Annotated in this window: 26 protein-coding genes; 17 read left to right on the top strand and 9 right to left on the bottom strand. The window is 58.1% G+C overall.

Annotated features, from left to right (window positions below; all coding sequences use genetic code 11):
* Positions 1 to 5: 5 nt before the first annotated feature.
* Both ABJM11_RS13995 and ABJM11_RS13990 read left to right on the top strand, forming a co-directional pair.
* Complete coding sequence (locus ABJM11_RS13995; RefSeq protein ID WP_348296492.1) at positions 6 to 434, top strand: SRPBCC family protein; 429 nt, start codon at positions 6 to 8, stop codon at positions 432 to 434.
* Positions 435 to 493: 59 nt separating this feature from the next.
* Entirely contained in the window at positions 494 to 694 is a 201-nt protein-coding gene (locus ABJM11_RS13990; RefSeq protein ID WP_348296491.1) for a hypothetical protein, read from the top strand.
* Between the two features lie 3 nt (positions 695 to 697).
* Here ABJM11_RS13990 and ABJM11_RS13985 read toward each other — a convergent pair whose 3' ends face one another.
* The gene (locus ABJM11_RS13985; protein ID WP_348296490.1) at positions 698 to 1,156 is read right to left on the bottom strand and encodes a hypothetical protein; all 459 of its coding nucleotides are present in this window, start codon (positions 1,154 to 1,156) and stop codon (positions 698 to 700) included.
* Positions 1,157 to 1,465: 309 nt separating this feature from the next.
* Between ABJM11_RS13985 and ABJM11_RS13980 the strand changes: the two genes are divergently transcribed.
* Positions 1,466 to 2,200: a YebC/PmpR family DNA-binding transcriptional regulator gene (locus tag ABJM11_RS13980; RefSeq protein WP_348296489.1), complete on the top strand. Its 735-nt coding sequence runs from the start codon at positions 1,466 to 1,468 to the stop codon at positions 2,198 to 2,200.
* 1 nt (position 2,201) lies between these two features.
* The gene (locus ABJM11_RS13975; protein ID WP_348296488.1) at positions 2,202 to 2,915 is read left to right on the top strand and encodes a glutamine amidotransferase; all 714 of its coding nucleotides are present in this window, start codon (positions 2,202 to 2,204) and stop codon (positions 2,913 to 2,915) included.
* Between the two features lie 3 nt (positions 2,916 to 2,918).
* Here the strand turns inward: ABJM11_RS13975 and ABJM11_RS13970 are convergent, their stop codons facing one another.
* The 3 genes from ABJM11_RS13970 to ABJM11_RS13960 are packed head-to-tail and all read right to left on the bottom strand — an operon-like array spanning position 2,919 to position 5,645.
* Positions 2,919 to 3,269, bottom strand: coding sequence for an FHA domain-containing protein (locus tag ABJM11_RS13970; protein ID WP_348296487.1), 351 nt, complete (start codon positions 3,267 to 3,269; stop codon positions 2,919 to 2,921).
* Positions 3,270 to 3,285: 16 nt separating this feature from the next.
* Positions 3,286 to 4,026: a protein phosphatase 2C domain-containing protein gene (locus tag ABJM11_RS13965; protein ID WP_348296537.1), complete on the bottom strand. Its 741-nt coding sequence runs from the start codon at positions 4,024 to 4,026 to the stop codon at positions 3,286 to 3,288.
* Positions 4,026 to 5,645: a serine/threonine-protein kinase gene (locus ABJM11_RS13960; RefSeq protein ID WP_348296486.1), complete on the bottom strand. Its 1,620-nt coding sequence runs from the start codon at positions 5,643 to 5,645 to the stop codon at positions 4,026 to 4,028. The genes ABJM11_RS13965 and ABJM11_RS13960 overlap by 1 nt, the downstream gene beginning before the upstream one ends.
* A 256-nt stretch (positions 5,646 to 5,901) precedes the next feature.
* On the opposite strand from ABJM11_RS13960, the gene ABJM11_RS13955 reads away from it, so the two are divergent.
* From ABJM11_RS13955 to ABJM11_RS13940, 4 genes are read left to right on the top strand one after another with little or no spacing between them, the layout of a single operon-like run.
* The gene (locus ABJM11_RS13955; protein ID WP_348296485.1) at positions 5,902 to 7,338 is read left to right on the top strand and encodes a phospholipase D-like domain-containing protein; all 1,437 of its coding nucleotides are present in this window, start codon (positions 5,902 to 5,904) and stop codon (positions 7,336 to 7,338) included.
* Between the two features lie 19 nt (positions 7,339 to 7,357).
* On the top strand, positions 7,358 to 8,449 hold the full coding sequence (locus ABJM11_RS13950; RefSeq protein WP_348296484.1) for a hypothetical protein: 1,092 nt from the start codon (positions 7,358 to 7,360) through the stop codon (positions 8,447 to 8,449).
* A 20-nt stretch (positions 8,450 to 8,469) separates the two neighbouring features.
* The gene (locus ABJM11_RS13945) at positions 8,470 to 8,871 is read left to right on the top strand and encodes a PA2779 family protein (RefSeq protein ID WP_348296483.1); all 402 of its coding nucleotides are present in this window, start codon (positions 8,470 to 8,472) and stop codon (positions 8,869 to 8,871) included.
* Between the two features lie 12 nt (positions 8,872 to 8,883).
* A complete protein-coding gene (locus tag ABJM11_RS13940; RefSeq protein ID WP_348296482.1) occupies positions 8,884 to 9,876 on the top strand; it encodes a PA2778 family cysteine peptidase in 993 nt (330 codons plus the stop codon).
* Here ABJM11_RS13940 and ABJM11_RS13935 read toward each other — a convergent pair.
* Positions 9,873 to 10,511 (bottom strand): class I SAM-dependent methyltransferase, encoded by a 639-nt coding sequence (locus ABJM11_RS13935; protein WP_407069997.1) that lies wholly within the window; start codon positions 10,509 to 10,511, stop codon positions 9,873 to 9,875. The two genes, ABJM11_RS13940 and ABJM11_RS13935, sit on opposite strands and share 4 nt — an antisense overlap.
* Positions 10,512 to 10,684: 173 nt before the next feature.
* On the opposite strand from ABJM11_RS13935, the gene ABJM11_RS13930 reads away from it, so the two are divergent.
* The 3 genes from ABJM11_RS13930 to ABJM11_RS13920 all read left to right on the top strand — a co-directional run bounded on the left by ABJM11_RS13930 (position 10,685) and on the right by ABJM11_RS13920 (position 14,688).
* Complete coding sequence (locus tag ABJM11_RS13930; protein WP_348296481.1) at positions 10,685 to 11,719, top strand: helix-turn-helix domain-containing protein; 1,035 nt, start codon at positions 10,685 to 10,687, stop codon at positions 11,717 to 11,719.
* Between the two features lie 267 nt (positions 11,720 to 11,986).
* Positions 11,987 to 13,798: a choice-of-anchor D domain-containing protein gene (locus ABJM11_RS13925; protein WP_348296480.1), complete on the top strand. Its 1,812-nt coding sequence runs from the start codon at positions 11,987 to 11,989 to the stop codon at positions 13,796 to 13,798.
* A 65-nt stretch (positions 13,799 to 13,863) separates the two neighbouring features.
* A complete protein-coding gene (locus tag ABJM11_RS13920) occupies positions 13,864 to 14,688 on the top strand; it encodes a DUF6160 family protein (RefSeq protein ID WP_348296479.1) in 825 nt (274 codons plus the stop codon).
* A 55-nt stretch (positions 14,689 to 14,743) separates the two neighbouring features.
* Here the strand turns inward: ABJM11_RS13920 and ABJM11_RS13915 are convergent, their stop codons facing one another.
* Positions 14,744 to 15,061, bottom strand: coding sequence for a DUF2007 domain-containing protein (locus tag ABJM11_RS13915; RefSeq protein ID WP_348296478.1), 318 nt, complete (start codon positions 15,059 to 15,061; stop codon positions 14,744 to 14,746).
* A 77-nt stretch (positions 15,062 to 15,138) separates the two neighbouring features.
* A complete protein-coding gene (locus tag ABJM11_RS13910) occupies positions 15,139 to 15,516 on the bottom strand; it encodes a DUF393 domain-containing protein (RefSeq protein WP_348296477.1) in 378 nt (125 codons plus the stop codon).
* A 122-nt stretch (positions 15,517 to 15,638) separates the two neighbouring features.
* Between ABJM11_RS13910 and ABJM11_RS13905 the strand changes: the two genes are divergently transcribed.
* The 3 genes from ABJM11_RS13905 (at position 15,639) to ABJM11_RS13895 (ending at position 17,675) form a co-directional block, all read left to right on the top strand.
* Positions 15,639 to 16,865: an RNA polymerase sigma factor gene (locus ABJM11_RS13905; RefSeq protein ID WP_348296476.1), complete on the top strand. Its 1,227-nt coding sequence runs from the start codon at positions 15,639 to 15,641 to the stop codon at positions 16,863 to 16,865.
* A gap of 81 nt (positions 16,866 to 16,946) precedes the next feature.
* A complete protein-coding gene (locus ABJM11_RS13900; RefSeq protein WP_348296475.1) occupies positions 16,947 to 17,306 on the top strand; it encodes a YciI family protein in 360 nt (119 codons plus the stop codon).
* 15 nt (positions 17,307 to 17,321) lie between these two features.
* On the top strand, positions 17,322 to 17,675 hold the full coding sequence (locus ABJM11_RS13895; RefSeq protein ID WP_348296474.1) for a DUF1428 domain-containing protein: 354 nt from the start codon (positions 17,322 to 17,324) through the stop codon (positions 17,673 to 17,675).
* A gap of 51 nt (positions 17,676 to 17,726) precedes the next feature.
* Here the strand turns inward: ABJM11_RS13895 and ABJM11_RS13890 are convergent, their stop codons facing one another.
* The gene (locus ABJM11_RS13890; RefSeq protein ID WP_348296473.1) at positions 17,727 to 18,356 is read right to left on the bottom strand and encodes an MBL fold metallo-hydrolase; all 630 of its coding nucleotides are present in this window, start codon (positions 18,354 to 18,356) and stop codon (positions 17,727 to 17,729) included.
* A gap of 89 nt (positions 18,357 to 18,445) precedes the next feature.
* On the opposite strand from ABJM11_RS13890, the gene soxR reads away from it, so the two are divergent.
* Positions 18,446 to 18,907, top strand: a complete 462-nt coding sequence (soxR, locus tag ABJM11_RS13885; protein ID WP_348296472.1) for a redox-sensitive transcriptional activator SoxR — start codon at positions 18,446 to 18,448, stop codon at positions 18,905 to 18,907.
* Between the two features lie 83 nt (positions 18,908 to 18,990).
* Here soxR and ABJM11_RS13880 read toward each other — a convergent pair whose 3' ends face one another.
* Entirely contained in the window at positions 18,991 to 19,500 is a 510-nt protein-coding gene (locus ABJM11_RS13880) for a cupin domain-containing protein (RefSeq protein WP_348296471.1), read from the bottom strand.
* Between the two features lie 163 nt (positions 19,501 to 19,663).
* Between ABJM11_RS13880 and ABJM11_RS13875 the strand changes: the two genes are divergently transcribed.
* Positions 19,664 to 20,314: an RNA polymerase sigma factor gene (locus ABJM11_RS13875; protein WP_348296470.1), complete on the top strand. Its 651-nt coding sequence runs from the start codon at positions 19,664 to 19,666 to the stop codon at positions 20,312 to 20,314.
* Positions 20,311 to 20,547 (top strand): zf-HC2 domain-containing protein, encoded by a 237-nt coding sequence (locus ABJM11_RS13870; protein WP_348296469.1) that lies wholly within the window; start codon positions 20,311 to 20,313, stop codon positions 20,545 to 20,547. Before ABJM11_RS13875 ends, ABJM11_RS13870 begins: the two co-directional genes overlap by 4 nt.
* Positions 20,548 to 20,555 lie beyond the last annotated feature (8 nt).

The raw sequence follows: 20,555 nt of genomic DNA, 5'->3' as shown, positions 1-20,555 counted from the left end.
CAGTTATGGCGACCTACACCATTGAAATTGATGAAACCTTTGATGTACCGCGGGACCGGGTATTTGCCCTGTTCGCCGACCATGAACGCTTTGGCAAGTTGCTGGGCGCACCGGCAAAACGAATCCGCGACAGCGACCAGGCCGACCCGAATGGCGTGGGGTCCATCCGCAAGATCGGGATCGGCCCTATCGGCCTCAAGGAAACGGTGATCACCTTTGAGCCGGGCACACTGATCGAATACACCATTTCCAGCATGAGCCCCATCCGCAATCATCTCGGCCGGATCCGTTTCGAAGACGCCGAGGATGGCAGAACCCGGGTGCAGTACACCATTTTATTCGACGACATCGTCCCCTACACCGGCAAACTGGTAAGTTCAGCACTGGACCAGGGCATTCGTAAGGGCATTCGACGCGTTCCCCGGCTGGCCTGAACGCCGTTGCAAACAGTACTTGATGGATCTCCGTTTATTGACCCGGCGCAATAGGTCGCATGATCCGGCCGGTGTATGGGTTGTGGGACAATATGGTTCGGCAGATGGAGGTCAGCGCTTTTGTGCCTCAGCACGGCAAGCGCTTTGAAGGCCCCGCCATGGTAGATCAGTTCCTCAACTGGGTATCCAGTGTCGACTGCGGTATAGACATGGTCAGCCAGGAAAATTACCGCCAGCCCGTGGACCATCTGTCAGCGTAGCGATTAATGAACGCCACCGGCACGGTCCTGCTGTCCGGGCACCGGTTGTTGGGGCCCTCGGCCAGTGCCGGTTGTTGGCCCCGTATTCACACCGACACCCGGACCGGGAGCCGCAGCGGGGCCCTGAGGTACGCCACCCGGCTGGCCACGGATCTGGCGGCTGCGCGGGTCATCGCTCGAAGACGATGGCAAGCCCTCGACGCTTTCCGGGTCCATCCCCTGGGCCCGGGCGCGGTCTGCCATTTTCAGGCGATGCTCGTCCAGTATCGCCTGACGTTCGTCCTGACTGCCGGCGGAACGTATCCGCTCACGTAACTGCTCCCGTTCTTCCGGCGTCATAAGCCCGGAGCCGACGAAAGACTGGCCGCTTGCCTGCTGCGGCTGAGCCTCCTGAGCCGTAACCAGGCCGGGCAATGCCATAACAAGGGCCAGGCCTAGTGACAGGACTGTTGCACGTTTCATCATTCTACTCCCGGGTTCAGGATCGCAGGTCCTCCGTGAGTGCTTTGCGACCCTGACGGTGTGTCATGAGCAAGAGCATACTTACCTTTGTTCCGTGAATAAATGGGCAGCTCCTTTTCCAGCAGGTGAGTGACGACATGGTAACACTCTCGTCACCGGGTGCGGGCCATGATCTGTACCCGCGTCTTTGACTCTAAAGCGGCGAAGGTTTACAACTCTGGATGAAGCACACAGCCCGGAAATAACTCTGTCACCGGCCTGTTTTGTCGAGTAAAATTCGCACTTTTGAAACAACATTGAGGCAGCGAAATGGGCAGAGCCTACCAGAACCGCAAAGACTCCATGGCCAAAACGGCCGCCGCCAAAACCAAGGTTTACAGCAAATACGGTCGCGAAATCTACGTGTGTGCCAAGTCCGGCGGCCCTGACCCGGACAGCAACCTGTCATTGCGCGGCCTGATAGATCGCGCCAAGAAAGATCAGGTACCGGCACACGTTATAGAGAAAGCCATCGAGAAAGCCCAGGGCGGAACCGGTGAGGACTTCTCCCCTGCGCGCTATGAGGGCTTCGGGCCGGGTAATTGCATGGCCATTATTGATTGCCTGACAGACAACCCCAACCGCACCTTTGGCGACGTTCGCCTGGCTTTCACCAAGACCAAATGCAAAATCGGCACCCAGGGCAGCGTCAGCCACATGTTCGATCACTGCGCCATATTCGGGTTCAGGGGCGATGACGAAGAAGCGGCCCTGGAAGCGCTGGTGATGGCTGACGTGGATGTCACTGACATTGAACAGGAAGACGGCATGATTACCGTGTTCGCACCCCACACGGAATACGCCAAGGCCCGCCAGGCCCTGCAGGAAGCCTTTGAAGGCCTGGAATTCGAGGTTGACGAAATCCAGTTCCTGCCCCAGACCACGACAACGATCGAAGGCGACGACATCGAGCTGTTCGAGAAATTCATGGACATGCTGAATGACCTGGATGACGTGCAGAACGTCTACCATAACGCTGTGATTGCAGACCAACAGGAGCAGTAAAGTGCCAAAGGTCGTCATACTGAAAACCGGCACCACTTACCCCCCCCTCCGTGAGACATTCGGGGATTTTGACAGCTGGTTCGCAGCCCGGTTGGCGCCGGAGCTCAATGTCGAGGTGGTGGACGTGACTGCAGACGACCTTCCGGGCCGGCCGGAAGACTGGGACGGCATTGTAATCACCGGCTCGCCTGCCATGGTGAGCGACCGGGAGCCATGGAGCGAGCAGACCGGTGACTGGCTTGCCCACGCGGTCAGGGCCGAGATTCCGTTACTGGGTGTGTGCTATGGCCATCAGTTGCTGGCTCACGCTCTGGGAGGGGAAGTGGGCTTTCATCCCCGGGGCCGGGAAACCGGCACCCACACGGTCGAGCTGTTGGACGCTGCCTCGGATGACCCATTGCTGCAAGGGCTTCCCCGTCAGTTTCCGGCCCAGCTCACCCACCGGCAATCTGTTCTGCGGTTACCTGATGACGCCGTTCTGCTGGCCCGCAATGAATTCGAGCCCCACCAGGCTTTCCGGCTGGGGCCATGCGCCTGGGGTGTTCAGTTCCATCCGGAATTTTCGCTGGAGGTGATGCGGGCTTACCTTGAGGTCCAGGCACCGGATCTTAAAAAGGAAGGCCTTGATGCCGACACCCTGTTGGCCGGAGTGGAAAACGCGCCCGAGGCCTCTTCCCTGCTGGACCGTTTTTCCCGGATAGTGATGAACCGTTAGCGTCTAGTCGAGAATATAGGCGGTTTTCTCCATCGCGTTTTCATCTTCATCCACAAACCGGAACTCGTTCCAGCCAATGCGCACCAGGTCATTGCTGTTAAGGCGCTGGCGCCCGTTGATGCGGATATCGTTTACGAAGGTACCGTTGGTGCTGTTGCTGTCGGTGATGTAGAAATCCACGGTATCTTCCAGGTAAGCATTGGGGACCGCTTCGATAACCGCGTGGTGACCGCTCACCGAAATTTCATCAATGCGAAGGTCATTGTCTCCGCCCCTGCCGACACGAATCTCGGGCTGGTCCAGTTCAAATGTTGTCACTACAACGTTGTCCACCAGTTGGGAAAGTGACGCCATACAGGGCTCCTTTTTTCTAATCGAGTGTCAAAAGAACGACAGACACGTTATCCGCCGCTTCATTAGCCAGGCTTGCATTGATCAGCGCCCGGACCTTGTCTTCCGGCGCCCCCGCGCCTGATATCACTGGCAACCAGTCCACTTCCGGTAACGCCCCGGTGAGCCCGTCTGAGCACAAAAGCAGGGAGTCGCCCTGCTCCAGTGCCAGCCGCGTAAAACTGGCAAGTGCTGACGACGCACCCAGGGCACGGGTCAAAACATTGCGAAATGGCACGTGGGGCACATCGTCCGGCTGGATGCTGCCGTCCTCCAGCATGTTCTGAACCACAGTGTCGTCGCGGGTCAGGCACCGCAGTTCCCGCTCGTGAACAAAATAACAGCGGGAATCCCCCAGGTGGGCTATGTAGGCTTCGCCGTCTATTACCCAGGCGATCACCAGTGTCGTGCCCATCCTGGAAAGCTCCGGATCCGTGGCTCTGCGCGCCTGTATCCGCTCATTGGCAAGGTTGATCGCGGCCTGCATGGCGTCCGCGGGCTCGTCACTCCTGTTTCCGGCCTCAAGATAGCCTTTCAGGGATTCCATGACCGTCTCTACCGCAATCCGGCTGGCAATTTCTCCGCCCTGATAGCCGCCCATGCCGTCCGCAACGACCAGCAACACCTGTCGGTTATCATCACTGACCTGCCAGTCTATGGCGTCCTGGTTGGCTGCTCGCACGGCCCCGACATCGGTGAGGCCGGCTACCCGGGGAGTCATCACGACGCTTCCTCCTTCGCCTCGCGGGATGCCTGACGTCGCAGCGCTTCCGCCATGGTGGCGGCGCTCAGGAAACGCTTGGCCGGCTCCCGCTGTATGGCTTTATTGATAAGACGGACAACGCCATTGGGTAGTTCCGGATTGAACTCACGGACACTCTTCGGGCGCTTGTTGAGAATCTGGTAAGTCAGGTTGGCCAGCGTATCCCCCTGGTAAGGCGTTTCTCCGCAAACCAGTTTGTAGAGCGTGACACCCAGGCTGTAGGTGTCAGAAGCGCCAGTAACCTTCTGCCCTTTGAGCTGCTCAGGAGACATATACAGCGGGCTCCCCATGACATGTCCGGTACGCGTCCGTGAATCGTCCGATATCTTGGCAATTCCGAAGTCGGTGATTTTTACTTCACCACTGTCCGGGTTGAAGATAATGTTGGCCGGTTTTATGTCCCGGTGAATGATCTTCTGGCGGTGGGCATAATCCAGGGCATCAGCCACCCTGGCGACAATGTCCAGAACAGTAGCCAGGGGCAGCAACCGGCCCGGTTTACCAAACTCGCTGAGTGGCCGCCCCCTGGCGTAGTCCATGGCAATAAACGCCAGGTCCGCTTCTTCTCCTACATCATAGACAGTAACGATGGCCGGATGACTCAGACGCCCCGCCGCTTCAGCCTCCCGAAAGAACCGGGACTTCAGGTCCCGCAGTTCGTTATCGTCGAAGGCCTGGTAGCTGAGTGTCTTGATGGCAACGGTACGCGCAATTTTCGGGTCCTTGCCGAGATAGACCACGCCCATGGCGCCCCGCCCGATCTCCCGCTCAATCTCATAGCGGCCCAGGGTTGGCCGGCTTACACTCTGTTCGGGCAACACCAGCGTTCGGGTGCTGTCGAAGCTTCCCACCATCGTAGCGGCGCCTTCCGCATTCAGGTTTTCCAGGGCCGCCAGGCGTCGGCCGACATCCCGGTATTTACGCTTCTGATCAAGAATCTGCCGATAGGTGGCACAAGCCCGGTCATACTGCCGTTTGCGTTCCTGCTGGATCGCGATATCGTACTGCAGACCAAGGGTATCTTCACTCGGAGGGCAGTCAGACAGCACTTCCAGAGCTTCCTCCGGCTGGCCCTGTTGCAACAACAGCCTGCCCAGACGGGTGCGGGCCACCTGCACATTTTCGGACAGCGCGTCGATATCCCGTCGCGGTTGCAGCCAGAACAGCATGATAATGTACCCTGCCACCAGCAGCGTCACGACTTCCCCGAGCGGCAGCCAGGCGTCACGGTAAAACATGAAGGCAGCCTGCAGCACCACCAGTGAACCCGCCGCCAGCAGAATAACAGGCAGGGCCACCCCTGCACCCATACGCGGAACCGCAAGCACAAGAAAAAGCGCAGACACCATTAGCCCGGCCCGGATTGCAACCGCAGACCAGGGTGGCTCGGACAACTCGCGCAGCTCCATGGCTGAGGCGAATACCTCCGGTGACATAGCCAACACCGCGCTGGCATCGCCAATACCGGAAGGGTTGCCCAGTGACCCGAAAAGGATACGATCCACCCAGCCCAGCATCGGGAGGGCTTCACCGATGAAGACACAGGCAAGCGCCAGCCCAATAATGAGCAGGCGCAAACTGAAAATGCGAGAAAATACAAAAGCCAGTGAGTTCACGGGTGCCGTTATTGTAAATGGTCAGTCCCGCAAGTTTAGAAAGTGAGCCCGGGCAGTGATAGGTTACCAGGGGCTGTTTTTTGTAAAGGTTTGTTTAGCTGGGATAACCATCACGTCTCTGCCACAATTAATCGGTGATGACAGTGGTGTAAAGGACGCCACCGAGCCATGTGCCGTATAGTCCTCTCCATGGACGTCTCCGCCGGGAAGCATAGCAATGACATTCAAGTTACTGATTGGCCTGTTTGTTCTGGCAATCACCACCACCAGCCTCTATCACTCCTTCAAATCCCTGCCCCAGGGGCTAAGCTACCATGGTGACGCACAGCCACTGATCAATCCACGATTGCTCACAGACAGAACCCTGCACTTTGGTAACGAAGCGCCGCGGCTGGACCACGAAATCTTCGATGAAATTTTCGGAATGATCGCCAATGCGCAGCGCTTTGTGCTGGTAGATATGTTCCTCTTCAATGACTCCCGCGCTGACGGCACCCGGCAGACACCGCTGGCCGGCCAACTTACCGACGCCCTGATCGCACGCAAGCAGGCCCATCCCGAGATGGACATTGTGGTAATATCCGACCCCATCAACACCGTTTATGGCGGTACAACGTCAACCCATTTCCAGCAACTGCGCCAAGCCGGCATACCGGTTGTGGAAACGCGCCTTGAACGACTGCGAGACAGCAACCCCGCCTGGTCAGGGCTGTGGCGTGTCGGTTTTCAGTGGATGGGCAATTCAGCGTCTGCCGGCTGGCTGCCCAATGCCCTGGGCGAACAGCCCGTCACCCTGCGCAGTTATCTGGCCCTGCCCAATTTTAAAGCCAACCATCGCAAAACCGTAGTGGCGGACCGTGGTGAAAGGTTGATCGCACTGGTCACGTCAGCCAACCCACACGACGGCAGCAGCCAGCACAGCAACGTCGGCCTGCGGTTCGGGGGGCCGGCCGTGGCCGACCTGCTAAGAACGGAGCGGGCCGTGCTGGTGATGTCCGGTGCCGATACTTCCGCGGTGGATACCGCACTGGGCAGCCTGCCTGAAGCTGAGACCGACTCGCAGGAGACGATCAGAATCGTCACCGAATCCGCCATTCTATCGTCCGCCATGGACATTATTGGCACGGCCGCACCGGGAGACCGCATCGATCTGGCCATCTTCTACCTCTCCCACCGCACCCTGGTGCGCGCCTTGAAACAGGCCCATGCACGGGGTGTGGAAGTCCGTGTGCTGCTGGACGCCAACAACGACGCTTTCGGGCTCGAGAAGAGCGGCATCCCCAATCGGCAGGCTGCCATGGAGCTCAACAGCGCCGGCGTACCGGTACGCTGGTGCCACACCGAGGGTGAGCAATGCCACACCAAGCTCCTTGTGAGGCGGGATTACAATGGCAATGCCCAACTGCTGCTGGGCTCCGCCAACTTCACCCGCAGGAACCTGGATGACCTGAACCTTGAGACCAGTGTTCACATCGGTTCAACAACGCATTCTGAAACGGTCCTCAAAGCAGCGGGCTTTTTTGATGAGCAATGGAACCATGGCCCCGGCGACACGCCGGTCATGAGTCTGCCGTATGAGGCCTGGGCAGATGAATCCCGGTTACGATACTGGCAATACAGGTTGATGGAGGCGACTGGACTGTCTACGTTTTAAACTTGAAGAGGTGATTCCAATGAACACACCCGACCATTCCCGGCCCATCAATCAAAGGATTGACTGGCTGATGGAGTTGAGCCGAAACCATTCAGCAAGCTTCTGCAGCGCGGAGAATCACCTGGCCCGCCAGCGTTACCTGGCGGAACACAATACGCTGATCATTGCCATGAAGTGCATGGATGGGCGCATTCATCTGCCCTATGTGACTCAGACGCCCCTGGGCATCATCCACCCCTTTCGCAACTTGGGCGGCATTTTTGACCTGGGCTGGCCCTATCTTGGAGATATGCTTGCCGACACAGTGCAAGAGGCCGTCAGCGCCGGCAGGCGGGTGCTCATCATCATCACCTACCATTATTCCAAAGGTGCCAGGGAAAGGGGGTGTGCCGGCTTCAACTGTGACCGTGATGCGGCCCGTGCGCACGCCTTCGGTATTCGCCGCCAGGTGGAGGTGCTGTTCGGCAGTGGCCATCAGACGGTCTACCCGCTGGTTTGCGGCTTCGAAACCGATGAAGATGCACTGGTTCTCCACGGCCGCGATGACCAGAGGCTGGACCTGTCCACGATCCCACCAGCAAAGGCTGGAGGGATTGGCTCACGACTCGCCGCGCTCTACCCCGACATGCCAATTCCGGTGCAACGGGACCTGTTACCGCTGGTACATGGCAACATCCGGCACATCACCGACATCAGGAAGAGCGATCGGGAACTGAACATTGAACACCGTGAGTGGGTTATCTGCGTCGGACGGGGTTTCGATTTTCTCCATGTTCCCAATGTGGCACTGATCATCGGGCCCTACAGCCCGGACCTGTCCCATCCCATCCGCCAGGCGGCCGGCATTATCAGAGCCAATATGGAGAGCGCCCGGATACCCGACGACGGGTTTCTTTTGCTCTCTTCCGCGCCTTATCTGGAACCTGGAACCCAGAAAGCGCGTGCTACTCTTAAGTCCGCGTTTCTATCGGAATTTGCGGCCAACGTTATTGAACAGGATTTTCCCGAACTGGCAGAGCGTATGGTCACCCGTTCAGCAATTCTGAACTGGCCGGAAAGACGCCTTGAAGTACAATCCGCCAGTCCGGAATCCGGGAAGCGTGTTTCATAAACGAAAGCGAGGAGAATGGAATGCAGACCATAAGAAAGTACCTGCGGTACGTATCATTTTTTATGGCCATCATGATGGCTTTTGGCACGGTCTGGGCATCGTCTGCATCGGCAGGGATGGTTGGCACCGGCGAGTTGCTGACCGAGCAGCGCGCTGATCTCGATCGCCAGTCCCTGCTGGACATGCTTGAGCGGGACGACGTGAAAGAAAAGCTGGCAGACATGGGCGTCAGCCAGGAACAGGTGGAAAAACGCATCCAGAATCTGACACCAGCGGAACTCTCGACCTTCGAACAACAACTGGCAGAGGCACCCGTCGGTGAGGACGTGGTGGGGATTATCGTTCTTTTCCTGCTGGTCTTTATCATTACCGACATGCTGTGCGCCACCAACATTTATCCATTCATCAACTGCATCCGGTAGCGCGCCAACTTTGTGACTCTCTCCACCCCTCAATGCCTGCTGCGAATCGTTGTCAGTGTTGCACTGGCAACGATTCTGGCGGGCTGCGCCAACCGCCCCCAATGGCCGGACACAGACACGCTGAATCAAGCCACTGGCGTTGATCAACGTCGAGTGCTGGAGCATGTTCCTTTCTACGCTCAGGAACGCTATCAGTGTGGCCCTGCTTCTCTCGCCATGATGCTCAACAGCCAGGGCCTGAACACCCATCCGGACGTGCTGAAGGAACTGGTTTACCTGCCAGGGCGCAAAGGCAGTCTGAAAGTGGAGCTGGTGGCCGCAGCGCGCGCCCACGGGCTGCTGGTATACCCGCTGGACGGTTCACTGGCAAGCCTGCTGGAAGAAGTGGCGGCCGGTAACCCCGTGCTGGTAATGCAGAACCTGAGGTTTGGCTGGTGGCCCCAGTGGCATTTCGCTGTGGTGATCGGGTACGATGCCGAGGAGCGCAACATCGTTCTTCACACCGATACCCGTGAACACCACGAGGAATCCCTCGAAGTATTCACCGCCACCTGGAACCGCGCCGAAAACTGGGCCGCTGTGATGTTACCGCCTGACCAGTTGCCGGCAACCGCCGACGCCCTGAAATACCTTATGTCGGCCAATGATCTGGAAACAACAGGCAGAACCCTGGCGGCAACCATTGCCTATCAGACAGCAGAACAGACCTGGCCAGACCAGCCAGCCGCCATTATGGGACAGGGGAATATCGCCTGGGAGCAGGGAAACCCCAGGCTCGCCACACATCACTACCTGCGCTTGACGCGAACATTCCCCGGGGTGGCGGCCGGCTGGAACAATCTGGCTCATTCACTGGCCGCCCAGGGCTGTGCCCTCGCTGCTGAAACCGCTGCCCGCTGTGCGGCAGCTATATCACCTGAACGCTTCGACGGGGCAACCCCGGAGATACTGAACACAAACAGCCCGAACGCCTGCCCGGTACTGGAGTGCCCATCTTCCGATTAAACCTTCCGGAAAAAGGCCACATCCTTGGCCGGAACCTCCAGCGCCCAGCCATGGGCACTGGCCAGCCACTGCATTGTGGCCCGGCGATAAAACACAATATGAGTCGGGTCGCGCCGGTAATGCCAGTTCGCAAATCGCTCATCGTCCGTCTGGAAACAGGTCATCACCCCCAGCAAGCCACCGGGCGCCAATAGCCTGTCCAGCCGACGGAAAATCTCTGCCGGACGATGCAGATGCTCAACCACTTCCGTGCAGGTAATAAAATCGTACTGCTGCCCCAGTGCGGAGGTGTCAGGATAGTAAAACGGATCGTAGAGCGCCATTTCCATACCTGCTTCCCTCAGCATGGCCGCCAGCGCAGGCCCCGGGCCACAACCGAAGTCCAGGCCCCGGGCTCCAGGTGCCAGTCGTTCAAGTAACGGCCCGGTCAGCTTCGACAGAAAACGGCGATAGCCTTCATCCCGGGGATCATTGTCGTGCAGATCATAGACTGCTCTCTCCCTGCGCTCGTCCAGCCAGGCTGACTTGTCCATAACCGTTGCCTCACAGACTTCGCAGCAGTGATAGGGGGTGTTATCGATGGTCTGGAACGGCACCAGCGCGCGTACCTCACAGACCGGGCAATCTTCGGCCAATGGATTCATCTCCTGCAAAAACTAACGATTATTTCATTGTCATTTCCGGCCATGTAACCAGAACCGTGAACGATGAGGAAAATCAGCTCCCGAAACCCAGCCTATACTGGCCCCATTACAGTGAACGACTGTACGTTGAAAGCGACAGTTCCATTAACAGAAGGGTCCCTATCATGGAACGAATGGTGGAAACTTCCAGCCGTATGGCACTCGAAGTCCCCATTATCTCCGCTCGTTATGCCCGGCAGTTTATACGGTTTATGGAGCGCAGGGGTGTCAGGCGCCACGCCATCCTTGGTGACACCGGTATTACCAGCGAACTGCTGGACAACCCGGATGCGTGCCTCTCCATGGGCCAGGTGCTCCAGTTACTGGGCAAGGCCGAATGGCTGATGGGTGACGAACGGGCTGCATTTCAGTTCGGCCAGCAACTGGACCTCCCGGCCCACGGTCTGTTGGGCTTCGCGGTACTGGGGCAGGAAAACCCGCGCCGGCTGATCAGTATGATTGTGCAGTATCTCCGGGTGGGCCTGCCACTGATGGATATGGATCTCAGCTCTACCGGTTCCACCTTCCGCATACAACTGCACGACAACTGGGGCCTGGGAGACCTGCGGCCCTGCCTGACCAAGATCTACATGGGCAGTATCCACCGAATTTCCTCCCAGGTGTGTACGCATTTCTGCTTTGAATTCGATTTTGAAACCGGGCTGGGCCCCGAGCAATGGAATACCGTTGCCAGCGATTGCGAATTTCGCTTCAATGCCCCTGCCAGCCAGGTCACCATGCCATTGTCCGGGCGGCCGATACGCAATGACGACACCGGGCTTGAGTTCATTCTTGCCAACGCCCGATCCCGAGAACGGGAACCCTCCGAACAGGCCGATGAAACGGTCATGCAGGTTCGGGAAATGATCATGAGCCAGCCGGGCCGCCCCTGCACTATGGACAACCTCGCTCGCCGGCTCGACATGAGCCCCCGTACCCTGCGCCAGCACCTTGCCACGGCTGGAACCTCATTCAGAGAGCTGCGGAACGAGATTCGCCAGAACTTTGCCACCCTCTATCTGACCGACACCGCGGTTCCCCTGGACTCCATTGCCGAAAAGCTGGGGTTCAGCGACCAGGCGGGGTTCACCAAGGCCTACCGCTCCTGGACCGGTCATACTCCGGGTGATATTCGCCGGCAGGCACGAGACCCTAAATAAATCCCTACCCGCCCCCAACCGGCGGCGACCAGGATTTGAAGAGCGTCACGAAAACAGAAATCCCCCCGCCTTCTCTCCGCTTTGGACAAAAACGCTGCCGGCCACAGCAATGACCGTCCCTCCCCCCCGGCGGCCTAATACAACAGCGCGGGGGATTAACCTCCAGCGCTGCCATAAAGGGAATGATTGCAAGACCGATACGGCAGTCCTCATCGGTGATTTCTGCATACCCATACAACAAAGACTGAAACCCTAGAGGACGAACTCATGAAACTCAGGAAACCCAACAAAAGCGTCCGTACGCTCGGTTCTGCAATAGCAGCCGCTGCGTTGATGACCGGTGGCGGCAATGCCTTTGCCGAACCCGTGTCACTGGAACTGGAATTCACCTGTCCCTTTCCGCTGATTGGTGAGCAGCCGATTCGCGCGCAGATCAGCGCCGATGTGCCTACCCAGGCAACCGTGGGCGACCCGACTCCGGAGTTCACGGTAGATGCGTTGACAACGGTAAACGAAGATTCCCGCCTGGGCCTCAAACTGGTGGGCTCTGCCACCATTGAGGGCACCGCCACCAATGAAACAACCGTCGTCACGCCAAATCGCGAAATTGATCTGACGGTACCGCTCACCATCCCCCAATCACCGATTCCCGACGAAACCGGCGAGTTTACCGTCCCCGCACAGGGCACCTCTCCGGCCATTACATTTAACGAAGACGATGTTGGCGAAGCGGTCATCAGCATCGGTGGACTTACACTCGACATGATTGCCCGTGTCGAGAACGGAGACATTGCGCCGGCGCCCATTGGTGAATTCACCTCGGCGTGTGTACAGAACCCGGGACAGGACAATATTCTGCAAACCCTGCAAGTGGTCCCCGACGAGCAGTTTGAGCCACGCATTGCCGTCAGCCCGGAAAGCATCGACTTCGGCAACGTACAGGCCGGCACCACCGCGGAGGAAGTGGTTACCATCTCCAACACTGGCCAGGCTGAGCTTGGCATCAACAACATCAGTATCGGTGGCACCGACGCCTCCGCGTATACACAAACCAACAGCTGCACAACCATTGCCGCTGGCGAGAGCTGCGATGTAGCCGTTACCTATATCCCGGATGGCGAAGGTGACCAGAATGCGGCCCTGACCATCGAATCCGGCGATACCGAGACTCCGGTTGTGGAAGTGCCGCTGACAGGTACCAGCGTGCTGGCTCCGATCCCGGAAATCGTGGTCACGCCTGAAGACATCAGCTTCGGCACTGTGAGGCTGGGGGAAACGGCTTCCGCGGAAATCACCATCTCCAACGAAGGCAATGAATCGCTGATGATCAATGGCGTCGATATCAGCGGCACCAACAGCGGAGATTTCATTCAGACCAACGACTGCACCACCGTCGCGCCTGAGGAAACCTGCACCGTCGCCGTCAACTTTACGCCCTCCGCCGCAGGTGGTCGCAGCGCTGCACTGAACATTGCCTCCGACGACCCGGCCACCCCGGACGTTTCCGTACCACTGAGTGGTCAGGGTAACGATGGCAGTGGCGAGACCCTCGAGGTTCTCCTGGACCTGGCAGGACAAACCGACATCAAAGCCTCCGGCAGTTCGTTACCGCTGTCAGGCAGCATCGCAACCCAGCTGGAGCTGGCCACGGGCATGTTCGAGGCGGACCTTGCACTGGATCCCACACAGGGACAGTTCAAGATCCCGCTGCTGTTCAAGAGCCTCACTGCTAACGCCAGGGTGGAGTTCGAACAGGCTGATGTCACCACCGGTACGCTGGTGAACGGCAACCTGACGGCCAACTCTTCGCTCTATGTGAAAGTTCCGAAGGTTACGGTTCGGCTGTTCGGCCTGCAAATTCCAGTAGGTGGCGGCAACGACTGTCGCACGGCCGACCCGGTCAATATCGGGCTGGAATCCGTGGAAGGCACCAACTTCTCGCTGTCCGAGGGTGGTGATGTAACCGGCAACTACGACCTGCCACCGCTCGCGAACTGCGGTCCGCTGACTGACGTTCTGAACCAGTTCCTTGCCGGTCCGGACAATGGCATTGATCTGACATTGACCCCGAACCTCTGAGGAAAGTCCGGGAGGCCGTTATACGGCCTCCCGGCACAATAACAACACCAGGAAGGATGATAACAATGACAAGCCTGAAGAAATCAGCGTTAGTGTTAGCCATAGCCGGCCTGCCCCTGAGCGGGTATGCCGAACTCAAACCACTGCATGACTCCGACATGGGCCAGATCACTGGTCAGGCCGGTGTCACCATTGAACTGGAAACTCAGGTCACCATGGACGAGTTCACCTATACCGATGAAGGGACGCTGGGCATCAGCGACATCTTTGTTGGCGGTGCTGATCGTATCGATATGTTCGAGGAATTCACGTCAGGGCGGGATGCCATCTTTGGCACCAGCAGCACGGACCTGATCGACAACATCAAGATTGACTTTGATATTGCTGACGACGGCGATGCCATCATCAACGTATTTCCCATTACCGCACGGCCGGTGGATTTTGCCGTCCGTACCGGTGCGTGGGAACTGCGAGGCAACGGGGGTGAGAGCACCCTGCTGGCGGATAACTTCTCTGCGGAAGGCCTCATTCTCCAGGCTCAGGCCACGGTGGACACCGATACAGACACCCTGAACCTGACCACCCGTTTCGCCATTGACGAACTGGAAATGGATGTGCCGTTCCTGGCCATGGGAATTCGTGACATGCGTATCACCGGCGCCGGTTACGACCCGGACAATCCGTCGTTACTACCGCTGTTCACTCTTGTGGACATGGATATCTATAAGGATGCCAATTCAGCCGGGGTCGACAGCCTGGCAATCGACATCAATACGTTTGAAGCCGATATGTCCATCGGCCAGGTTCTGGTTGGCGGAACGTCGATCGGATCAGTAGCACTGGACGACCTTTCCATCCGCAACACATCCATGCGGGTTTACGGCCACTGATGGTCCTGGCTCTTCGGGCGAGGGCCCGGAGAGCCGCCAAAACACTGGGCGCCTCTTACAAGGCACCGAACAGGACCACCATTACCACCGCCAGGAACAATAAAAACCAGGTCGCGTAGCTATTGGCCCGGTCTTCAACCTCGTCTGAAGGGGGTGCCGGAGGTGTAGCAGCTTCGTATTCGGCGACGAGTGCGCGAGCGTGCACGTAGTCTTCATCTTCCACATGGACATTGGTAAAACCGGCGGCCCCGATCTCCCCCATGGCACCCTGCAGATAGTGCCCGCCCACATGGGTCTCGATGCCCCTTGATTGCAGCAGGCCGGCAACAATATGGGCTTCCGCAAGGTCACGGGCTCGATAGGCTATTTGCATTGGCAGGCTCCGCAGCTTCGGGAACATCCTTAACTAAACCCTAGACTGAATGCCGCTATTCGTCGACCCGCAGCCGATTACTTCGGCAGGCGACCGGTTCTTTCAAGCCGCTCACCGACCCATTTATGGTAAAGCCTGGCCAGTACGGGCCGGATACCGGGCAAGCCAATCAGCCAGGCGAGCGGCTTCAGAAGCCATACCCGCGACATCAGCAGAATATAGGCATCCAGCTCACGATGGATGTTGCCATGGCTGTCTTCCACGTGCAGTTCCTGAAGCGCAGCCTCTGGCTCAATGCCCCGCTGCTTAAGCTCATCGTCGCGGCCGGTGATATCCACCCACTCTACCGATTCGCCGGTCCTGCCCGCCAGCCGCTCATAGAGTCTGCGGTCCTTGACGCAGCTTGGACAGGCGCCATCGTAGAACACTCGAAGCTGGTCTTCTGATGCGGTCATAGCGCTCTCCATTTCCTGGATGGTATTTCTTTCATCGCATTCACTTGAATACACAATAAAACAATGATTATTGTTATCAAAATGGCCAGAGCACTCGCCGCAGGAAACCAGGTGACGCGACCATGAACACAGGCAGGCACATCAACGAAATCTACAAACAGTACTCCCGCAGGGTGCAGGCCACCCTGATACGCCTGCTTGGCGATTTCGACCTGGCGGAAGAGGTCACCCAGGAAGCCTTCACCGCAGCGCTCAGACAGTGGCCGCAGCAGGGGGTTCCGGAGAACCCGTCCGCCTGGCTCATAACCGCCGGCCATCGACGGGGCATCGACCATATCCGTCGACGCCAGACTGCCAGGCACAATCAGCCCCTGCTTGCTGACGATGAAAGCGCCACTCCCGAAACAGACACAGACCACATTGACGACGACCTGCTACGGCTGATCTTCACGTGCTGCCATCCCGGGCTGGCTATCGAGGCGCAACTGGCGCTGACTCTGCGGGAAGTGTGCGGGCTGACCACGGAACAGGTCGCAAGTGCCCTGCTGCAGAAACCCGCCACGACAGCCCAGCGGATTGTCCGTGCCAAGCGCAAGATAAAGGAAGCCAGAATTCCGTACGAGGTGCCGGAACGTCGGGAACTACCCGAACGCCTCGAGAACGTTCTCAAAGTTATCTACCTGATATTCAATGAGGGGTATTCTTCCAGTTCAGGCGATGAGATCGTCAACCTTGGCCTCGCCAGAGAAGCAATCCGTCTTGCCAGCCTGTTGGCCGAACTGTTGCCCGAGGGTGAAGTCTTCGGCCTGTTGGCGCTGATGCTGCTTCAGGATTCACGCCGCAACGCCCGGCAGGATGACAACGGTGATCTGATTACCCTGGAAGAGCAGAACCGGGATCTATGGGACCACGAGCAGATACTTTCTGGCCTTACAGCACTGACCAAAGCACTGGAACTGACACCGACAGCCCCCTATACCCTCCAGGCCTCGATTGCCGCAACCCATGCTCAAGCCAGCGGTACCGAGGACACTGACTGGGCGCGCATCGCACGACTCTACGAAGCGCTCTATCGTGAAGTCCCCTCCCCGGTCATCGCCCTGAATCGAGCTGTCGCTGTCGCCATGCATGGCACTCCGGCAGAAGGCCTTAAACTCATTGACGATCTTGCAAGCCACAAGGCAATCCAGAACTACTACCTGTTCCATGCCGCCCGGGCCGATCTCTACCGTCGGTCAGGAGATCTGTCATCGGCACGGGCAGCCTATCAGCGTGCACTCGCCCTTACCCAGCAGGGCCCGGAACAACGCTTCCTGAGCCAGAGACTGGCGCAACTGGACAACGCCTGACAAAAAATATTCCGCGGTTGTCGATCTCACGGTCTCGTGGACGACTCACTGATACATCCCCAGACAGACAGGGTGAACACTATGAAATACGTAGCACTGGTTTACTACCAGGAAAGCATCATTAACCGCATGAGCGAAAAGGAGTGGCATGACCTTAACCAGGAGTGCATCGCCGGAGTGGAGAGGCTCACGGAGCAGGGCAAATTCGTGACAGGCCAGCCACTGCAGCCAATCGAGACGGCCACCACGGTGAGAGTCCGGGATGACGAAGTGCTGATCTCGGATGGCCCCTTTGCCGAAACCAAGGAGCAGCTTGCCGGCTTCTACCTGCTGGAAGCCAACGATCTGAACGAGGCCCTGCAGCTTGCCAGCCGGATTCCTCCGGCGCGCTTTGGCAGCATTGAAGTCCGCCCGGCGCGTGAACTTCCCCCGAAAGACTGACGCAAGGAGACACCGATGACTTACGTCGACGGATTTGTAGCGGCGGTACCGACCGCCAACAAGGAACAATACATCAAACATGCCAGCGATGCGGCCGTGGTTTTCAAAGATCACGGCGCCCTCAAGCTGGTGGAATGCTGGGGCGATGACGTGCCCGATGGTGATATCACCTCCTTTCCCATGGCCGTGAAATGCAAGCCGGACGAGACGGTTGTTTTTTCCTGGATTCTCTGGCCATCCCGTGAAGCCAGAAACAAGGGCATGCCCAAAGTGATGGAGGACCCCCGTATCCAGCCTAACGTCAATCCCATGCCGTGCGACGGCAAGCGGCTGATTTACGGCGGCTTCGAGACGATAGTGGACGAGTAAATGGCGAGAAGGCAACGTCAGCAGGGGCAAACCGCCCCCGCTGAGCCTCCATCACAACCGGGCCAGCGCCCTTTCGACATATTCTGCCCAGTTCTTCCGACCAACCTCCATGAAGCCGGATGACCCACCAAAGGCACTGGAGATCACAACATCCGGCTCCAGAGTGCCCAATAGTTCAAGGCTGGAACGCAGCTCATCACGGTCACTCATGCCCTTGATGAAACCTGCCTGCCATTCTCCCGAATCTGCCATGAACAGGGTATCCCCTGTGAAGAGATAGCGTAGTCCGTTCGGGGAAGTTACCTGAAAGCAGGTGCTTCCCGGTGTGTGGCCGGGTGTGGGGATGACCTCCACGTTTCCCAGGATGGTCTCTCTTTGCTCAAACTGGATGTCGGGGTTGCGGACCCTGGCAAACTCTTCACGTTCGCGAACGTGCCCCCCGAGCCTGGCGCCAAAGCGCTGGTGAATCGTGTTGATGGTATCGCCCAACTCGTCCTGATGGCTGAGCAAGTGACAGGCCACGCCTCCCAGTTCAGCCATCCGGTCAATTTCGCGTTGATGGCCAGTGTTGTAGAACAGCACATTGCCATCGTCCCGGGTCAGCAGGTAGGCATGGGTTGTCAGGCCAGGAAAAGGGCTTTCCACATCGGTTTCCCACAGGTCACTCTGAATCTGTTTCATGTTTTCTCCTCTTTGTCGCATCAGGTTCGACAGCATCCTAAAACCTCAAGTAAACTTCAGGTCAATAACCCGGAACATTGGAGATTGCTATGGCGAGCATAGGCAAGGGCGAGATCAGGGCTGCAATGAGCGTGGGGGAAGTCGCGGAACGCAGCGGTGTTGCCGTTTCAGCCATACATTTTTACGAGAAAAAAGGACTGATCGACAGTTGGCGCAATGCCGGCAACCAGCGACGCTTCCATCGGGATGTATTAAGGCGTATTGCCATCATCAAGGTGGCTCAACGGCTCGGAATTCCACTCTCGGAGATTGGAGAGGCGCTGGCGACTCTTCCAACAGATCGAACCGTGACTGCCAAAGACTGGGAAATACTGTCACAGAGCTGGAAGGCCGACCTGAACCGGCGGATCGAGATGCTCATCGGGCTCAGGGATCAACTGAGCAGTTGCATTGGGTGCGGATGCCTTTCAGTAGACGCCTGCAGACTGCGAAATCCCTGGGATGAACTCGGTGAAGACGGGCCGGGCGCGAGATTGTTGGAAAAGAACTGAAACCACCTTCCCTGGGCGCCACCCTCTCAGGCCAGGCAGCATGGAGGTCAGTGGCGCCGCTATCCGGCACCACTGACGACCAGTCAGTTCCGGGGGTCGTCTTCCGGATTCAGATACTCGATACCCCAGGGGCCAGTACCATGCAGCTGGATGACGACTTCTTCCTCCGTGTAGCCGAACATCGGGTCACCGGGCGACATGATAGCAACGCTGCCCTCGGGCAGGGCCGATGCCTTGTCACGGTCGACCTCCTTTCCGTGGGCAAAATGGAAGGTACCAGAGAGCACTGTCACCCGTTCATACGCAGGATGTATGTGGGGGGCGATCACGTAGTCCGCCGGTAACTTCAGCCGCATGGTAAACGGCTCTTCCTTTGCAAGATCCCCTTCAATGATCGAGATCTGGGCCCCAGGGGCCATTGAACCTACCGGCCCCCACTCCAGGTCCGACGGCGTCACCATGATATGTCCTTCGCCGTTATACGGTGTAACTGCCAGTGTGAACGGGGACGCGGTCAACAGCGCAGCCATCGCAAGGCAGCGGCCGTTGATATCCAGCCCGCGGGGTGAACGAATGCTTGTGTTGCCTGCCATGGGTTCTATCCTCCCTATTGGTGGTGTTGTTGTGGGCCGGGAACTGTCCCGGTCGGCCGCAAGGACGCAGTCGCAACCGGATTTGTTCCCGGCATCGGCAACCAGGGCCGGCGGGAACAATCTCGTCGTCCGGCGCGTCCTTGTGGCAAAAACAGGAGAGCACATGGCAACCAGCACCCGGCAATCAACTCCCGTGGTCAGCCAACAGGCACGCAGAGACCAGTTCGAGCAACAGGTAACGCTTCTGATGGACCGCCTGTACGGCACCGCCCTGCGGCTGGCGAGGCATCCGGACGATGCGGAGGATGTGGTGGCGGAGGCGATATCAACTGCCTGGAGCAAGCTGGACCAGCTCAATGATCTCGACCACATGGAAGGCTGGCTGTTCAGGATTCTCCATCACACGTTCATATCCCACTGGCGACGCCGGCAGTGCCGTCAGAACAGGGAGGTTGAACTCGAACCCGAGAACGGTGACAACCGGTTTTCACTGTTCGAGAAACTGCACCAACCCTTCCTGCTCTGGTGGGGAACACCCGAAAAGGAATTTATCAACACGTTGCTGCAGGAAGACATCAGCAAAGCCATAGATAACTTGCCGGATGCCTATCGAATCGTGACCGTGCTGGTCGAGGTGGAAGGTTACAGCTACGAACAGGCAGCCCGATTGCTCGACCTGCCCCTGGGTACAATACGTTCCCGGCTATGGCGGGCCCGTGGGCTCCTGCAGAAAGCACTATGGCAACAGGGCCGTGAGGCCGGACTGTCGAAATGCGGTGGACAGCACCCGGGAGCCAGTGGAGGTGATGTATGAACGAGTCCTGGATTTCCTGCGAAGAGGTTGTCGAGCACCTGTTGGACTATCTGCACCGGGAACTGGACGGTGACGCCAGCGCCGAAATAGAACGGCATCTGGAAAGGTGCCACGACTGCTTCAGCCGGGCGGAGTTTGAGCGAAAACTCCGGGAGCGGGTCGCAAAAAGTGGCCGGCAGGAAGCCCCGGAAAGGCTGCGACGCCGTGTCAAGGAAATGATAGAGCGCTTCTGACCGGCCCG

It is taken from the genome of Marinobacter sp. (genome assembly GCF_039977835.1).
Taxonomy (GTDB): Bacteria; Pseudomonadota; Gammaproteobacteria; order Pseudomonadales; family Oleiphilaceae; genus Marinobacter.
This window is presented reverse-complemented; position numbering and strand designations above follow the sequence as displayed.

Excerpts from the sequence above, each read along its gene's own strand:
- ABJM11_RS13995 (WP_348296492.1), top strand. The coding sequence starts at position 6 with ATGGCGACCTACACCATTGAAATTGATGAAACCTTTGATGTACCGCGG.
- ABJM11_RS13990 (WP_348296491.1), top strand. The coding sequence starts at position 494 with ATGATCCGGCCGGTGTATGGGTTGTGGGACAATATGGTTCGGCAGATG.
- ABJM11_RS13985 (WP_348296490.1), bottom strand. The coding sequence starts at position 1,156 with ATGAAACGTGCAACAGTCCTGTCACTAGGCCTGGCCCTTGTTATGGCA.
- ABJM11_RS13980 (WP_348296489.1), top strand. The coding sequence starts at position 1,466 with ATGGGCAGAGCCTACCAGAACCGCAAAGACTCCATGGCCAAAACGGCC.
- ABJM11_RS13970 (WP_348296487.1), bottom strand. The coding sequence starts at position 3,269 with ATGGCGTCACTTTCCCAACTGGTGGACAACGTTGTAGTGACAACATTT.
- ABJM11_RS13965 (WP_348296537.1), bottom strand. The coding sequence starts at position 4,026 with ATGACTCCCCGGGTAGCCGGCCTCACCGATGTCGGGGCCGTGCGAGCA.
- ABJM11_RS13955 (WP_348296485.1), top strand. The coding sequence starts at position 5,902 with ATGACATTCAAGTTACTGATTGGCCTGTTTGTTCTGGCAATCACCACC.
- ABJM11_RS13950 (WP_348296484.1), top strand. The coding sequence starts at position 7,358 with ATGAACACACCCGACCATTCCCGGCCCATCAATCAAAGGATTGACTGG.
- ABJM11_RS13945 (WP_348296483.1), top strand. The coding sequence starts at position 8,470 with ATGCAGACCATAAGAAAGTACCTGCGGTACGTATCATTTTTTATGGCC.
- ABJM11_RS13930 (WP_348296481.1), top strand. The coding sequence starts at position 10,685 with ATGGAACGAATGGTGGAAACTTCCAGCCGTATGGCACTCGAAGTCCCC.
- ABJM11_RS13925 (WP_348296480.1), top strand. The coding sequence starts at position 11,987 with ATGAAACTCAGGAAACCCAACAAAAGCGTCCGTACGCTCGGTTCTGCA.
- ABJM11_RS13920 (WP_348296479.1), top strand. The coding sequence starts at position 13,864 with ATGACAAGCCTGAAGAAATCAGCGTTAGTGTTAGCCATAGCCGGCCTG.
- ABJM11_RS13915 (WP_348296478.1), bottom strand. The coding sequence starts at position 15,061 with ATGCAAATAGCCTATCGAGCCCGTGACCTTGCGGAAGCCCATATTGTT.
- ABJM11_RS13910 (WP_348296477.1), bottom strand. The coding sequence starts at position 15,516 with ATGACCGCATCAGAAGACCAGCTTCGAGTGTTCTACGATGGCGCCTGT.
- ABJM11_RS13905 (WP_348296476.1), top strand. The coding sequence starts at position 15,639 with ATGAACACAGGCAGGCACATCAACGAAATCTACAAACAGTACTCCCGC.
- ABJM11_RS13900 (WP_348296475.1), top strand. The coding sequence starts at position 16,947 with ATGAAATACGTAGCACTGGTTTACTACCAGGAAAGCATCATTAACCGC.
- ABJM11_RS13895 (WP_348296474.1), top strand. The coding sequence starts at position 17,322 with ATGACTTACGTCGACGGATTTGTAGCGGCGGTACCGACCGCCAACAAG.
- ABJM11_RS13890 (WP_348296473.1), bottom strand. The coding sequence starts at position 18,356 with ATGAAACAGATTCAGAGTGACCTGTGGGAAACCGATGTGGAAAGCCCT.
- soxR (WP_348296472.1), top strand. The coding sequence starts at position 18,446 with ATGGCGAGCATAGGCAAGGGCGAGATCAGGGCTGCAATGAGCGTGGGG.
- ABJM11_RS13880 (WP_348296471.1), bottom strand. The coding sequence starts at position 19,500 with ATGGCAGGCAACACAAGCATTCGTTCACCCCGCGGGCTGGATATCAAC.
- ABJM11_RS13875 (WP_348296470.1), top strand. The coding sequence starts at position 19,664 with ATGGCAACCAGCACCCGGCAATCAACTCCCGTGGTCAGCCAACAGGCA.
- ABJM11_RS13870 (WP_348296469.1), top strand. The coding sequence starts at position 20,311 with ATGAACGAGTCCTGGATTTCCTGCGAAGAGGTTGTCGAGCACCTGTTG.